Origin of the sequence: Hymenobacter volaticus, from assembly GCF_022921055.1 — a bacterium.
Lineage (GTDB): Bacteria > Bacteroidota > Bacteroidia > Cytophagales > Hymenobacteraceae > Hymenobacter > Hymenobacter volaticus.
Genome location: NZ_CP095061.1, coordinates 1,738,137 through 1,752,715, shown reverse-complemented (window position 1 = coordinate 1,752,715; position 14,579 = coordinate 1,738,137). Strand labels below are relative to the sequence as shown.

Annotated in this window: 12 protein-coding genes and 2 pseudogenes; 5 read left to right on the top strand and 9 right to left on the bottom strand. The window is 54.7% G+C overall.

All coding sequences use genetic code 11. The annotated features are described in order from the left end of the window. Positions 1-155 precede the first annotated feature (155 nt). Together MUN86_RS07565 and MUN86_RS07560 are read right to left on the bottom strand one after the other, a co-directional pair. Positions 156-1,364: a glycosyltransferase gene (locus MUN86_RS07565; RefSeq protein WP_245123672.1), complete on the bottom strand. Its 1,209-nt coding sequence runs from the start codon at positions 1,362-1,364 to the stop codon at positions 156-158. Then, a complete protein-coding gene (locus MUN86_RS07560; protein WP_245123670.1) occupies positions 1,361-2,428 on the bottom strand; it encodes a lysylphosphatidylglycerol synthase transmembrane domain-containing protein in 1,068 nt (355 codons plus the stop codon). Before MUN86_RS07560 ends, MUN86_RS07565 begins: the two co-directional genes overlap by 4 nt. 95 nt (positions 2,429-2,523) lie before the next feature. Between MUN86_RS07560 and ruvC the strand changes: the two genes are divergently transcribed. The 4 genes from ruvC to MUN86_RS07540 all read left to right on the top strand — a co-directional run bounded on the left by ruvC (position 2,524) and on the right by MUN86_RS07540 (position 5,666). Further along, positions 2,524-3,147, top strand: a complete 624-nt coding sequence (gene ruvC / locus MUN86_RS07555; protein ID WP_245123667.1) for a crossover junction endodeoxyribonuclease RuvC — start codon at positions 2,524-2,526, stop codon at positions 3,145-3,147. Positions 3,148-3,300: 153 nt separating this feature from the next. Next, positions 3,301-3,519, top strand: coding sequence for a KTSC domain-containing protein (locus MUN86_RS07550; protein ID WP_245123665.1), 219 nt, complete (start codon positions 3,301-3,303; stop codon positions 3,517-3,519). Positions 3,520-3,685: 166 nt separating this feature from the next. Beyond that, entirely contained in the window at positions 3,686-4,960 is a 1,275-nt protein-coding gene (locus MUN86_RS07545) for an LVIVD repeat-containing protein (RefSeq protein ID WP_245123661.1), read from the top strand. Between the two features lie 55 nt (positions 4,961-5,015). Next, positions 5,016-5,666: a hypothetical protein gene (locus MUN86_RS07540; RefSeq protein ID WP_245123658.1), complete on the top strand. Its 651-nt coding sequence runs from the start codon at positions 5,016-5,018 to the stop codon at positions 5,664-5,666. 108 nt (positions 5,667-5,774) lie between these two features. Here the strand turns inward: MUN86_RS07540 and MUN86_RS07535 are convergent, their stop codons facing one another. Beyond that, the gene (locus tag MUN86_RS07535) at positions 5,775-6,590 is read right to left on the bottom strand and encodes a PhzF family phenazine biosynthesis protein (RefSeq protein ID WP_245123656.1); all 816 of its coding nucleotides are present in this window, start codon (positions 6,588-6,590) and stop codon (positions 5,775-5,777) included. Between the two features lie 261 nt (positions 6,591-6,851). On the opposite strand from MUN86_RS07535, the pseudogene MUN86_RS07530 reads away from it, so the two are divergent. Next, positions 6,852-7,399: pseudogene (locus tag MUN86_RS07530) on the top strand (2'-5' RNA ligase family protein). A gap of 94 nt (positions 7,400-7,493) precedes the next feature. Here the strand turns inward: MUN86_RS07530 and MUN86_RS07525 are convergent. From MUN86_RS07525 to MUN86_RS07500, 6 genes and pseudogenes are all read right to left on the bottom strand, one after another. Further along, on the bottom strand, positions 7,494-9,032 hold the full coding sequence (locus MUN86_RS07525) for an aldehyde dehydrogenase family protein (protein WP_245123651.1): 1,539 nt from the start codon (positions 9,030-9,032) through the stop codon (positions 7,494-7,496). A gap of 164 nt (positions 9,033-9,196) precedes the next feature. After that, positions 9,197-10,552, bottom strand: a complete 1,356-nt coding sequence (locus MUN86_RS07520) for a Gfo/Idh/MocA family oxidoreductase (RefSeq protein ID WP_245123648.1) — start codon at positions 10,550-10,552, stop codon at positions 9,197-9,199. Positions 10,553-10,688: 136 nt separating this feature from the next. Beyond that, positions 10,689-11,731: pseudogene (fbp, locus tag MUN86_RS07515) on the bottom strand (class 1 fructose-bisphosphatase). A gap of 146 nt (positions 11,732-11,877) precedes the next feature. Next, entirely contained in the window at positions 11,878-12,351 is a 474-nt protein-coding gene (locus MUN86_RS07510; RefSeq protein ID WP_245123645.1) for a nuclear transport factor 2 family protein, read from the bottom strand. 114 nt (positions 12,352-12,465) lie between these two features. Next, a complete protein-coding gene (locus tag MUN86_RS07505) occupies positions 12,466-13,824 on the bottom strand; it encodes an MFS transporter (protein ID WP_245123642.1) in 1,359 nt (452 codons plus the stop codon). Positions 13,825-13,903: 79 nt separating this feature from the next. After that, positions 13,904-14,575, bottom strand: a complete 672-nt coding sequence (locus tag MUN86_RS07500) for a bifunctional 4-hydroxy-2-oxoglutarate aldolase/2-dehydro-3-deoxy-phosphogluconate aldolase (RefSeq protein ID WP_245123639.1) — start codon at positions 14,573-14,575, stop codon at positions 13,904-13,906. Positions 14,576-14,579: the final 4 nt, after the last annotated feature.

Sequence of the window (14,579 nt, the reverse complement as noted above, 5' to 3'; positions counted from 1 at the left end):
AAAGTAGCCTGCAAATGATGGTAACCCAACCGTTTGCTTGAGTTTATTTCAACGTCTGCAACTTAAACGTCGATGCTGTAATGCCACTACGGCGGCGAGCCCTCTTCTACCCTGTTACCCAGTTTAGAACACACCTGCAACGACCTGCTCCCGTGCTACTTACCACCTTTCACTCGCCGACCTTTCCACTCGTAGCCGCCGCCCAAACCGGCTACCCCGACCAGCAACGCATAGGGCCCGTACGCGAGTTGCAGAACCGGCACCCACAGCAGCCAGCGTAGGCGGTTGAAAAACCGCAATACTGGGGTCAGGAATACTACGTCGGCTCCTAGCTTTACTACCCAGGCAGCGACGGTCCAGAGCCCTAAACCTGGCTGCCAGGGCAGCGCCAGAACGCCGGCTGCCAGCGCCACATTAGCCGCTAGTACCAACACAGCCAACCGACGCGGAGCCGCAGCGCGGTAGTGCTGCCACTTACTGGCCCAACGCACCCGCTGCCGCAGCAACTGCCGCACAGTAGGTTGGGCAGCCGTTCGCACTACAGCTTGTTCATGCTTCAGAAATCGAATGCCCGACGGGTATGCTGCGTGCAGCTTGTGGAGCAGAAACTCGTCGTCGCCGCTGGCTACGTGGGTGTTGCCGCTGAAACCGTTCACGGCAGCGAAGCTGGTACGCCGGTAACTTAGGTTGGCGCCGTTGCACATAGTTGGCGCGCCTAGCAGAATACCGGCCGCCCCGCTTGCCACTAAGCCTGCTAGTTCCAAGCCTTGCAATTCAGCTAGTATGCCTTGCCCGGTTAGGAACACTGGTCCACTTACAAAATGAGCCCCGGCATCGTGCGCTGCGTGGTAAGCAAGCAACCAGTCCGGCGACACCCGGCAGTCGGCATCGGTGCAAACTACCCAGGGAGCCCGTGCGGTGGCTATAGCCTCTTGCAAAGCGGCTTTCTTACCAGTGCGGAGAGGCCCAGATAGGTCTTGCAGCCGCAGCAGCCGCAAAGCAAATGGGCTGTGCGGCACTGCTTCACTCACTATTGTGGCCGTATCGTCGGTGGAGTGGTCATCGACAACAACAACTTCGAACTTGGAAGCTGCCAGACATTGCCGCTGCAAATCAGCTAGTAGCAAAGGAAGGGTATGGGCTTCGTTGCGAGCAGCAATCAGAACCGATAGCTGAGGAGAAGTTTCTCCCCGAGTACCAAATTCGTTTGCTGTTACTGGAAGCTTATTCGGGGCCGAAACAAGCGGCGCTGCCGAAGCCTGATATAGGTTCGGAGCCAGGGTCCAGGCTCGGCGGAATTGCAGCATCCGAATGGCGTAAGCGGCCGGTGCAAGCAATAATAACAAGCCCAGCAGCGTGTTCATAGACTAGCAGCCTGCGTTTCGACTAGGGTCTGTTGCTTAGCGGGCGCAACCTTCTTCTTTCGAAAAAGCTTGAGTCGAAGCACAAACACCAGCCCAGTCGCGCTAGGCAAAGCAATGTTGAGCACCCACAAGCTCAGACTAGCACTAAGCACTGGCAGCACTGGCTCGCCAAGCAGTCCAAACAGGTGCGTAGCCGATAATTCCCGCACGCCGACGTCGGCCAACGCATTGAGAGAGGGCACCAAGGACTTCAGCAAAAACGTACCCGCTATGGCCGCCGCACCCGGCCCGAGCGGTGCGTGCGCCCCGTATGCTTGCAGTAGCAAGCCAAACTGCAAGCAAAATACCCCGTACCGCAGCCCCGACAATGCCAGCACCGTATGAATGGCCTTCGCAGGATAAGTAGGCATAACTGCCAGAAACCGGTGGAACTGGCGCAGCGGCGGAACAGCCATGAGCACGGCCAGCAACAAGCGCGAACGGTAAAGCGGCAGCAACACTGCAGCGTTTACGAGTACGGCCGCTACTACCACACCGAGCGCCGTGGCCGGGAATTCTTGCAAATAAAACGTCAGTAGAAAATAGGTCAGCCCCGTCGTGCCCGCCAAAACTGTAACTACCAACTGCCCAAAACGCCCGAGAAATACGGCTCCTAACGCGTCAAGTCGGCGGCTTTTCAGTTCAATAATGCGGCCTGCGTAGTCGCCTACGCGGTTGGGTGTTACGAAGCCGAGTGTAAGACCAACCAGCACTGCCCGGAAGCTGCGCCGAAACGAAACGGGTTCCAGATGCCGGGCTAGCCGCCACCATTTCCAAGCTTCCACACCCCAATTAACGGGCACCAGCGCCAAGGCCAGCAATACCGGCGTCCGTCCTTGGCCGGTAAGCGTGGAGGCTAGTAGGCCGCGCCAGGCGGCGGCCGTGGCAGCATCGGCAAACACCGAATGCCACAGCAAGCCGAGCGTCAGCGCCGTCACGAGCAGCTTGCCAGCCACGGCCAACCAGCCACGATGCGTGGTGCGTTCCGGCTTTTGGGCGTAGTTTTGTAGTTTACTGGTAATCAAGAAAGCGACGAGGGGTGCGATTAACTTCGGCAAGTTACCGACGGAAACGCAACAGCAGTCTTATTACTTGTTACTTAGTACTCTATCCTGGAAAAATGATTCTGCCCATAGCTTCAACCGATTTATTACCCAAAGTCATCATGGGCGTCGACCCCGGCACCAATATCATGGGCTATGCTTTGATTGAGGTGCAGGGCCAGCGAGTACGGGTGCTGCGCTACGACGTTATTGATATGCAGAAGATGGGCTCAAATCATGCGCTGAAGCTCAAGCGAATCTTCGAGCGGATGCTGGAGCTTATCGACGAATTTTTGCCTGATGAACTAGCCATTGAGGCGCCCTTCTACGGCGTGAACGTGCAGAGTATGCTCAAGCTAGGCCGGGCGCAAGGCGTAGCTATTGCCGCCTGTCTTTCCCGCCAAATTCCTTACGTAGAATATGCGCCTACCAAAGTAAAGCAGTCGGTTACGGGTACCGGTACAGCTACCAAAGAGCACGTAGCCCACATGCTGCGCCAAACACTCACGCTGCCGCCCATAGCCGAAGCCTCAAAGTTTCTGGATGCCACCGATGCCTTAGCCGTGGCCCTCTGCCACCATTACCAGAAAGGCAACAACCAAAAAGCTGGCGGCAAAAGTTGGGGCAAGTTTCTGGCCGACAACCCCAGCAAAGTAGCCTCTCCCGTGGCCGGCAAGAAAAAGAAGCCGGTTACGAAATAGCAGTGTTCGAGTACGGTTTCTTACTTGGATGGGTAGACTGACACTGGAATTGCTAGTCATTTAGGCGTCTCCACCTCTTTACCTTGCGCTGTGCAGCTTATCAACTCATAATTATTTAACAATCACCTGATAATTATCACTTATACATTTCTTATGCAACGCCGCCCTATTCGCTCTACCTCTCTGAAAGCTGTTGGCTACGACACCGATACGCTTACCCTAGAAATTGAGTACCGCAATGGCAGCCTTGTGCGCTATACTGGCGTGCCGGAGGCTATGTACCAAGCGCTACTAGCCGTTGCAGGCAAGGCTATGTTTGTCGAGCAGGTAGTGGAACGCGGCGGTTACGGGCGGGAACAAGTGCGTGGTTAGCATCTGCTGGCTGTCCAGAGAGGCTTAGGACAGGGGTTATCTTTTATAGAAGATATTTTCTATTCGCTTGCAACTTTCCGTCAGGGTGTAGGCTCTGAAGAGTACACAGGTCGCGCTGTCAGCGGCCGGTACCTTTCTGTTTCCTCACTTTTCCCGCAGTTGCTATATGACTAGAATATCTACTTATCTGTTTGGCTGGATTATGCTGCTGGTACTGGCGGCTTGTTCTTCCGCCGAGGAGCCCCAGCCTGTTACGGGCTACTACGACGCCTACTGTCCTCAGCTTATGGAGCGGGCAGTGTTGGAAAAGTCAGTGGAAGCCTTGACGGCGCGGCCGATGCACAATACCGGTAAAATCTATGTACGGGGTCATTATTTGTTCATCAACGAGAAGTACGAAGGAATTCACATAGTTGATAACCAGAATCCGGCGGTGCCCCGCATTATCAGTTTCCTGCGCATTCCTGGCAACATCGACATGGCCGTGAAGGGCAACCTGCTTTATGCCGACAATGGGCCCGACTTAGTGACCATTGACATAACCAACCCCGCCGCTGTGCAGGTGAAAGGCCGGGTGCGTGATGCCTTCCGCGAGTTGCCGTCGCCCGAAATGTGGATGGCCGCTCCGCAGTGCGGACCCGAAACCCGCCCGGCTAATACAGTTGTGATTGGGTGGCAGAAAACCAAAATTCCGTACACAATCAATCCTTCAGGCCCTATCTGGTTTTATAGCAATCGGAATACGCTGGCCAACGCGAATTTCAACGCTACAGCATCCGCACCGGGGGCAACAGGCAAAGGTGGCTCCTTGGCTCGCTTTGCTATTCTAGGGCAGAGCCTGTACACGGTAGACGAGCAAAGCTTGCGCCTGTTCGACCTTGCTAATCCGGCCGCTCCCACGCCGGGCCAGAAAATACCGTTGCAATTTGGCGTCGAAACCATCTATCCTAAAGACCACTACTTGTTCTTAGGCACCCAACGCGGCATGTACATTTTCGATGCGGCCACACCCCAGTCGCCCCGGCAAGTGGCGTACTACCAGCACGTAGTGAGTTGCGACCCAGTAGTAGTAGATGACCGTTATGCCTATGTAACGTTGCGCAACGGCCGCAGCTGCGGTGGTGGCCCCAACCAGCTCCAAGTTATCGACCTAACTACTCTCAGCCAACCCCGTTTAGCCGCCACCTATCCTATGATGGGCCCGCAAGGGCTTGGGGTTGATGGGACCCAATTGTTTGTGTGCGACGCTGATGGGTTGAAAGTATTTGACACCACCAAAGCGCCATCCCTCACCCAAACCCAATCTTTCCCCATCAAGGTGGTTGACGTAATTCCTGATGCTGGCACGCTCATGGCTATCGGCGCCGATGGGCTCTACCAATACAGCTACACGGGTGCTACGCTCCAGCAGCTGAGCTTGCTACCTATTAATCCGCTTTAAGCATGCGCACAACTCGTCTGCTTGAGCGTAGCGGGTGGTTGCTCCCCTGCTACTAGTGCTGGCTGTATCCGTGCGTGCCCAAGGGCAGGAGGCAACTGCTAACCGGACTCTGCTCGTTAAGCTGGTTCCTCAATACGTGGTAGTGAGCGGTTATTGGCTAGAGGTAGAGAAAAGCTGGAAGCAGCACCCTCGCCAAAGCTTCATCTTCACGCCTCAGTTATACGCTGGCCACGTTGGTCAGCCAGATGCACGTACCGTCCCTTCCATAACCGACTCCAAAGAAACCGTGCGTGGTGCCGGCGCACAACTCCAGCACCGATTGTACCTAAGCGCCACGCAAGCAACTTATCCAGCTGGTTTATATGTCAGCTACGGCCCTAATTTTCAGCATTTCACTGTATCCGGCCGAGAGATAGGCTGGATCGAAGTGCAGGGACCTACTGGTCTCCCGCAGTATGAGTACAGTGAAGGGCCCCGCTCCGAAACTATCAACCGGTACGGAGCTACCGCGCAAATAGGCTACCAAGCCCCCTTGCACCCTGGTCGTGTTTTCCTAGACTTATATGCTGGCATTGGCTACCGTGAAAGCATAAGTCGTAGTGATTCCAAGAAGATAGAGAGCCAGTACCGCACAGGCTCTTCCGATTATGGCCACGAAGGGCTTTACTTCCCGGCCGGCTTCAAGATAGGAGTAGCACTGCGCTAAGTTGCATGTGAAAGCCCGCCTTCATCAGCCGCTAGGTTGTTGAAGGCGGGCTTTTTACTTTGTTAATATCCTATTGATTGATGGCAAATTGGACTGTACGGCCTCTTCCTATGTGGTTGATACTGGCATCTCTGCTACTTCGATTTCGCCACGCAGATACGTCACGGCATAGCCACTGATGCGCACCCGGTCGCCGCGTAACTCGCACCATAGGTCGCCGCCGCGAGGTGACACTTGGCGGGCTTTCAGCGTATTCTTGCCAAGTTTTTCGGCCCAATATGGAATGAGCGTAGTGTGCGCCGAACCAGTAACTGGGTCCTCGGGCACTCCCACTCGCGGCCCGAAAAACCGCGACACGAAATCAATACCATCAGTACCAGGGGCCGTAACGATGACCGCACGATACTCCACGCGGGCTAACTGAGTGAAGTCGGGGCGAATAGCGCGCACTTCGGCTTCGCTGGCAAAAAGGGCCACCAGGTCCGGGCCAGCCAGCACGTGTAAGGGAGTAGCGCCAAGTCCATCGAGCAGTCCGTCGGGATGGTTGGGCAATGGCTGGGGCGGGCGGCTAGGAAAGTCCAGTGTCAGGCGGCCATCGGTTTCGCGCAGCACAAGCAAGGGGCCGCTCCGGGAATGAAAGGTAATTTCAGTGCCTTCAAACGCTAAATGCTGGTACAGCACGTGCGCCGAAGCCAAGGTAGCGTGGCCACACAACTCCACTTCGACGGCCGGCGTGAACCAACGAATTTCGTACTCGCTACCGCTTTTTGGCACGAAGAAAGCCGTTTCAGCTAAGTTGTTTTCAGCTGCAATGGCCTGCATGGTTTCAGCGGGCAACCAACTATCTAGCGGGCATACGGCCGCCGGATTACCAGCAAAGGGCCGGTCGGAAAAGGCATCAATTTGATAAATGGGCAGGTTCATAGCGAAGGGCAAAGGTTGAACAGCATAACACTGTCTTATTAAGGAAGCGAAGCTAGATATTGTCAGATAATTCTAGCCATATCTACCCGACATGCCATCAGTAATAGCTTACGCTCATCTAGCTACTGAAAATGTTAGTGGCCCACACAACGCTATCTGGAAGGTGCAGGGCTTGGATGCAGCGTGTTGGTGTGCGAAATCTTAGGTTCAGGTAGCAAGTAGAACGGCAACTCCACAGCAGCAAATGGGGTATCCTTACTGATGTCTACTTCCTCTCCCTTCGTTACTGCCAATACTGCTCTTATTCTCACGCTAGCTCTCGACGCTAAGTCGCAGGAGTTTTTCAATGAGTTGCGCAAGCAGCATTTCCCCTCGGAACGCAACTTCCTAGCGGCGCACCTGACGCTGTTTCATCACTTGCCGGGCGCTGAATACGCTGCCATTACCGATCACCTTGCGCAGCTAGCCGCCGCGCAACCTGCTCTGACTTTAGCCGTGTCGGGCGTGCGGTTTTTGGGCCGGGGGTGGCCTATACGCTGGAGTGCCCACCGTTGCAAGCTTTACACCGGGCGCTCCAAACCACTTGGCAGCCACATCTCACGCCTCAAGATCAACAGAAGCTTAATCCGCATGTCACGGTGCAGAACAAGGTAGACCCGGCAGTAGGTCGTGGCCTATACCAAGATTTAGCAAGTGGTTTTAAACCTTTTGAAGTTACCGGCGAGGGCCTGCAACTGTGGGCGTACCGAAATGGCCCATGGGAAGAACTGAAGACGTTCAAGTTTCAAGCCTCTACAGAACTCGCTTAACGAAGAGCGGCTTCGCAGCTTGCAAAACGACTCCGTTGGCACGTCGTTGTTCTGCAAGCTGCGAAGCCGCTCTTCGTTATTGCTTGAAACTAAGCTAGATTTTCTCAGGTAGCAGCAACGACTCCGGATAGTTTCCGAGTACTGGCTTGTTGCCTTCCGTTACGGCTTCCACCAGGAGTGTGCCCCCGACGAAAGCACCTTTCCACGATTCGCCGAGGCCGCCGAAAACTTCGTCCCGGTCGCCGCGGGAACGGAGCTTGTTGAGGCCGACCTTGAAGGCACGCACTTCCTTGGCCGTGCGGGCAGCCCACTTTTGGTCGTCGGAAGCTACTGCGGCTACGAGAGCACCATTGCTGATGTTCATCTCCCCTACCAGTTCTTCCACCCGGTCAACGAGCACAATGCTGTCGATAGGGCCGAAAGGCTCTTTGAAGTACAATTCGCTCTGGCGAGGCAAGTTTACAAGTGCCCGTGGTGCTCTATAGGCCGAACGGTCTTGGCCAGGCAAGAATAGGCTCTCATCGAGTTTGCCTTCGTAGATAGGCGTAGCACCCGTTTGCAGGGCGTTGGCGTAGAGGCGGTCTAGCTCCTGCGCCTGTGTGGCGTTGATGACGGGTCCGAAAGCTAAGTCAGGCAGTTGGTCGCCGGGGTTATCCACGAGCGTAGGGTTGCCTACTTTCAAGCTGCGAATGGCTTCCCAATAGGTTTCCAGAAATTGCGGAAACAAACGACGCTCCACTACGAAGCGCACGTAGGCCGTGCAGCGCTGCTTGCCGTAGTCATAGCCCTTCTTGAGTTGATCGGCTAAGCCAGTCCAATCCGAGTAGTTCCAAATACCATAGGTGTTTACGCCTTCCATTTCCAGCATGTAGCGCTTGTGCACCGAACTCAACGCGTCGGCAATGTTGCGGCCGTTGTAGCGGCCACCCACGAAGCTGAGGCAGTCGATGGCATCGTTCTTTACCAGCACGTCGCTCAGCTCCCCGCCCGAACCACTCACTAGCGTCACGGGCAAGCCGCAACGGCGGGCAATAGCAAAGGTTAAGCTCAGCGAAATAAAGCCGCCATCGGTAGGCGTTTTGGCAATAACCGAGTTGCCGGCCAGTGCCTGCACTAGCACCGCGTGCAGCAGCACCGACATGGGGTAGTTCCAGCTGGCAATGTTGCTCACTAGCCCAAGCGGCTTGCGCTGGCCCAACATGCCCTCAATATTATCGACGTACCACTGTACACCTTCAATGGCGCGGTCAATGTCGGTGAAACCGAGCTTGTAGGTTTTGCCGATTTCCCACATGATTAGCTTGCCAGTCAATTCTACCTGCTCGCGGAGCTGGTTGAGGCAATCCTGCACGCGGCTTTTGCGCTCATCGAGGTCGGTGGCGGCCCAGGCAGCGGCTTCGCCTTTGGCAAATTCCACGGCCCGAAGTGCCGTTTCGCGGTTCAGCATGGGCATCCAGCCCAACGAGGTGCCATCAATAGGCGAGACGAATTCGCGGGGCGTACCCGTTTCTTGCCACCGCCCTTCCATGAGGTTTAAAATCTTACCATCCGGCGAAAAAGCCTCTGGCGTAACTGCTTTCATCTGGCTCAGCAAACCGCCGAACTCCACTTGGGGCGAAATGATTTTAGACATGAAGAAGAAAGGAACAGGCTGGAAAGTTGGACACAACGCTGCTCTCAAAGGGTGAAATAAATTGTTTCGGCAATACTCGCACGTAAAGCAAACAGAAATTAACACTAAATGGCCCTACGAACCCCGCAATACGGTTCGTAGGGCCACCCAAGTTGCAAAAACCTTTAGGCCTTAACGGCGACTGGCTTAAGATCAGTTAGATCGGCAATCCGAACGGGCTGGCCGCTGGTTACGCTTTTGCGAGCTGCAATACCCACCAGAATGGCCATGGCTCCGTCGCGGCTGCCGGCAGCTTGGCGGTAGGCATCGGGGGCCTCAGGGTGCCGGAACAGTTGCGCTCGCAGCAGCTTGTCGCCGCCGCCGTGGCCTTCGGCTTGGGGCACCTGAATGTATTCCACCTTACCGAAATTATGCGACACCATAATTTCGTCGTAGGGCTCCATTTTCATCTCGCCAGATTCCTTGATCCACGCGTCGATGCGGCCCTTGGTGCCATTGAATGCAATGCGGTAGCCCTCATACGGAGAATACGCCGTGAGTGAGTAGCTGACCTGCGCCCCGTTGGCGTACCCGATGGTGGCAGCCATCTTATCGTAGATGTTTACGTCTTCTTTGTACACGCAGCCATCACGCAGATAGCCATCGTACTGCTCGTTTTGGGCGTACAGCGCCATTAAGCGGGCATCTTTGGTCATATCCCAATAGTAGGCACATTTGTCTTTGTGCGGGCACGGCCGGCAGTTGCTAAACCGGAACGGGCCGTTTTTGCCGTAGTTCTCTAGCGCTGCTTTGGCGTAGACCGTTTCGGGCTCCGATTCCAACCACCAGTTCAGCAGATCGAAGTGATGACTAGCCTTGTGCACCCACAGCGAGCCACTGTTCTCGGTGAGGCGGTGCCAGCGACGGAAATAATCGGCACCGTGGCGGTTATCGAGGTACCAGTGAAAATCAACTGACGTAATCTTGCCGATGGTGTCATTGCGGAGCAATTCATAGATTTTCTGGCGGTGCGGCGAATAGCGGTAGTTGAACGTAACGGTCACTTTCTTGCCCGTCCGCTTTTCGGCATCCAGAATAGCTTGGCACTTTGTTTCGTCGGTGGTCATCGGCTTTTCCGACACAATGTTGGCGCCCATTTCCATGCCCTTGATGATGAACTGGTCGTGGGTGGCATCCACGGTGGTCACAATCAAGATTTCAGGCTTGGCTTTGCGCATCATCGTCTCGAAGTCCGTGTAAGTGGGGCACGAGACGCCCATCATTTTCTTCGCGGTTTCGGCGCGGCCTTTGTTTTTATCGCACAGACCCACAAATTCAATAACGTCGCGGTGATCTTCGAGTAATTGGGTGCCCCACATGCCGCTGCCGCGGTGGCCCGTACCCACCATAGCTACGCGCCGCTTAGTCGGCCCCGCAGCACCAAATACTGACAAAGGCAGCGGCGTCATGAGGCCCGCCGTAGCAAGCATAGACTTTTGTAGAAAATCCCGTCGAGAAGAGTCGTGTTGATTTGTATTCATGGAGGGGGAATTTGGAAGTGGATAGGTTGGGAGCCTGTGTACCTGTGGGGTCTTATTCAGGCATAAGTCTTGGTTTTCAACAAGCACGAGGCTATTGTCATGCAAGCAAAAGGACGCTCAGTGTTGCTGTTCCTTTTCAGGAAGTTGCCTCTAATTGGCTAGCTGGCGCCAACACGGGTTCGCCGGAGGAGAATAGCTGTTGCACCATTTCGGTGGACCCAATAAAGATGGGTGTGCGCTGGTGCAATTCGGTGGGCACCACATCAAGGATGGTCTCGTTGGCTGACACTAAGGCCTGGCCGCCCGCCTGCTCGATAAGCATGGCCAAAGGATAGCACTCATACAGCAAGCGCAACTTACCCCTCGGATTTTTGCTGGTGGGCGGATACAAGTAAATGCCCCCATTAAACAAGTTGCGATGATAATCGGCCACCAAGGAGCCGATATAGCGCCCGGAGTACTCTTTGCGTTTGCAGTCCATCAGGAAGGTCCGGATAGACTCTGGATAATCAAACCAGTAGCCTTCGTTGCAGGAAAAGATGCGGCCATCTTGCGGAATGCGAATGGCCGGGTGCGAAAGAAAGAACTCACCCAACGACTGCTCGTAGGTGAACCCCATTACGCCGTGGCCAGTGGTATACACGAACATGGTGCTAGAACCGTACAGAATATACCCCGCTGCTACCTGCCGCCGTCCACCCTGCAAGAAATCCGCCGCCGTAGCTTTCGTCCCGACCGGCGTAACGCGGCGGTAGATGCTAAACAGCGTACCGATGCTCACGTTAACGTCGATGTTAGAGGAGCCATCGAGCGGGTCCATGGCTACCACGTAGTTGCCGGAGTCGTTGTCGATATGAATGATTTCCGCTTCTTCCTCGGATAGGATAGCGCAAGCCTCACGGCCGTTTTTCAGGGCCCTTACAAACCGGATATGTGCTTCCATATCGAGCCGCTTCTGCTGCTCACCCTGCACGTTTTGCGTTCCAAGGCCCCGGTTATGTCCGACAAACCTGCCCGGTTAACATCCCGGTGTACGATCTTGCCCGCTAAAGCCAAATCACGCAGCAATTGTGATAATTCACCCGTGGCAAATGGGAACTCTGCCTGTGCGCGCATGATGTAGCGCTCCAGCGTAATGCCAACCGGCTGGGCCAGGGTATTTTCCTGATTTATACTCATGGAACTGGAGGTGCTAATAGGTAAAAATTAGGACAGAGCTACCCCAACCCCTCAGAAAAAGGGGCTACGTTAAGGGCTTGCTACAATGAAAACTAGAGATACATCCTTCTACACGAAGGACTTAGTGCACGAACGGCAGTGAGTGATTAGCTCTTTACCTCAGGCTGCTTCTGGGACTGCCAGAGCACTACTTGCCAGCCTTTCTTTGGGTCCTTCACTTGCACTACCACGTACTTCAGGTGGGCAACGTTGGGCGTTCCGTCGGGCTTGTTAGGTTGGTAGATGGTAATGGTACCGTTGACAACAGCCGTTTTGCCGTCGTTGTAAGCACGGACGTTCAGGGCTTCCACGTCAATCTTATCATAGACGCTTTTGCCTTCGCGGATTGACTGAATGTATTCGGTTTTGTTGTTTTGCTTGCCGTTGGAATGGGTGTAGACAAGGTCTTCGCCGAATACTTTTTCCAGCACGGCATAATCTTTCTTCACCTGAGCTTCGAAGCGTTTGCGCTCTAAGGCTTCCACTTCTTTGGCGGCAGCAGCATCCTTGGAATTTTGGGCGAAGGTGATAGCAGGCAGCACAAAAAGAAGCAACGTCAGAAGAAACGACAGTTTTTTCATGGCAGTAAGGAAGTGGCACCCGGCTTTTGCCGGGTGAAATGGGAGAAAATCTAAAAGGGAGTCAGAACTTCTATGTGAAGAAAAGCCAGTTACTTCTTGGCTTCATCCTGTACTCTACTGCTCCGGATTATCCAGATTTATCAGCTTCATCTTAGGCACCAATACTTGCATCAGCAGCCAAGCAGTTAGGTACGCCCCACCGCAAATCAGGAACATGATGAAGTAGGCCTTGTCCAGCTGGTTGATGCTTTCATAGTACACAAACATGCGTTTCTGCACTAAGGCCGTCAGCAAGATACCACCCAAGCCCCCGGCCATGCCGCCAATACCCGTAACAGAGGCTACAGCCCGCTTCGGGAACATATCGGACACGGTCGTGAAGATGTTGGCACTCCAGGCCTGGTGAGCTGCGGCGGCAATGCCAATCACGATGACGGCTAACCACATATCCACTTGCCCTAAGCGCTGCGCAAACACGATTGGGAATACGCAGAGCGCAATGAGTAGCATGGCCATCTTACGGGCTTGGAAAGGCGCCATACCACGCTTCATGAAGTTCAGTGGAATCCAACCACCGCCCACGCTGCCTATGCTCGACAGCACGTACACCAGCGCCACCGGAAAAGCTACGTCCGTGCCCTTAAGACCATATTGCTTGTTCAGGAAGTCTGGCAACCAGAACAGGTAGAACCACCAAATAGGGTCGGTGAGGAATTTACCTAGCACGAAGGCCCACGTCTGCCGGAAGGTTAGCAGCTTGAACCAAGAGATTTTGGGCTGGCTCTCGACGGCTACTGCCGCCATATCGTCTACATCACTGTGGATGTAATCGAATTCCGCTTTGGTTAAGCGGGCATGCCGGGCAGGTACTTCGTAGTAAACAAACCACAACACCAGCCAAACAAAACCTAGTGCGCCCGTGATGACAAAGGCCCACTTCCACCCTATCGTTTCGGCGATGAGCGGTACGGTAAGTGGGGCAATAATGGCTCCGACGTTGGAACCCGAGTTGAAGATACCCGTGGCCAGAGCCCGCTCCCGCTGCGGAAACCACTCGGCCGTAGTCTTAATAGCTGCCGGGAAATTGCCAGCTTCCGTTACACCCAAGAAAGCCCGGGCCACGCTGAACCCGAAAGTGCTGCTAACAAAAGCGTGGCCGATAGCCGACAAACTCCACAAGAACGTGGAGAGAGCATAACCCATCTTGGTGCCCAGCTTATCGATGATCCGGCCCGCTCCCAACATCCCAAGCGAGTACGCCACCTTGAAGGCAATTTCAATGTTGGCATAGTCGGCAGAATTCCACTTGAATTCGGTTTCCAGGTACGGTTTGAGCAGCGAAATAACTGCCCGGTCGAGGTAGTTAACCGTAGTCGCAAAAAACACCAGCGCGCAAATCGTCCACCGGTATTTACTCATGGTAGACGTGTCGAGTGGGGGCGCGGGCGGGGATTGGGTCGGGGATGGTATCATCGAGTTCGGAAAGTTAGAATCGGAGCTACTACTCGTGGGGGAAACCGACGGCGCAAGCAACGCGCCACCTGGCGCGGCGTTACTTTTTCACGGTGTCTACAAACTTCAACAAACTGGCAATTTGCTGGCTGAGTGCTTCCGTATCGTCAGCATTTTTGAAGAGTTGGGACCCCATACCTACCACATTTACGCCGGCTTGAAACCACTCTTTGAGGCTTTCCTCGGTAGGCTCTACGCCGCCTGTTACCATGATGGGCACTTTCGGCATCGGGCCGCGAAGGCTCTTGATGAAACCTGGTCCCACCACATTGCCAGGGAATATCTTGACAATGGCCGCGCCGAGCTTATTGGCTTGATACACTTCCGAAACGGTCATGGTGCCGGGCAGCCATGGCACATCGTGCGCACGGCAAACGGCTGCTACCTCTGCCGTGAGGCAAGGCTGCACCACGAAATCGGCGCCAGCGGCAATGAAGCGCTCGGCGTCTTCGGCTTCGTAAATGGTGCCGATACCGAGTAGCATATCCGGGCAGTTGGAGTGCACGAATTCTACCAGTTCACTAAACACTTCAAAGGCTTTTTCACCACGGTTGGTGAATTCAAATACACGCAATCCGCCCGCATAGCACGCCTGCACAATACGCTTGGCATACGTGACGTCGGCGTGATAAAAAACGGGCACTACCGGATAGCGCAGGACTGTTTCGAAAGCTTCGGCGGAAGAGAATCGGGACTTATTCTTGGTTTCCATTTGC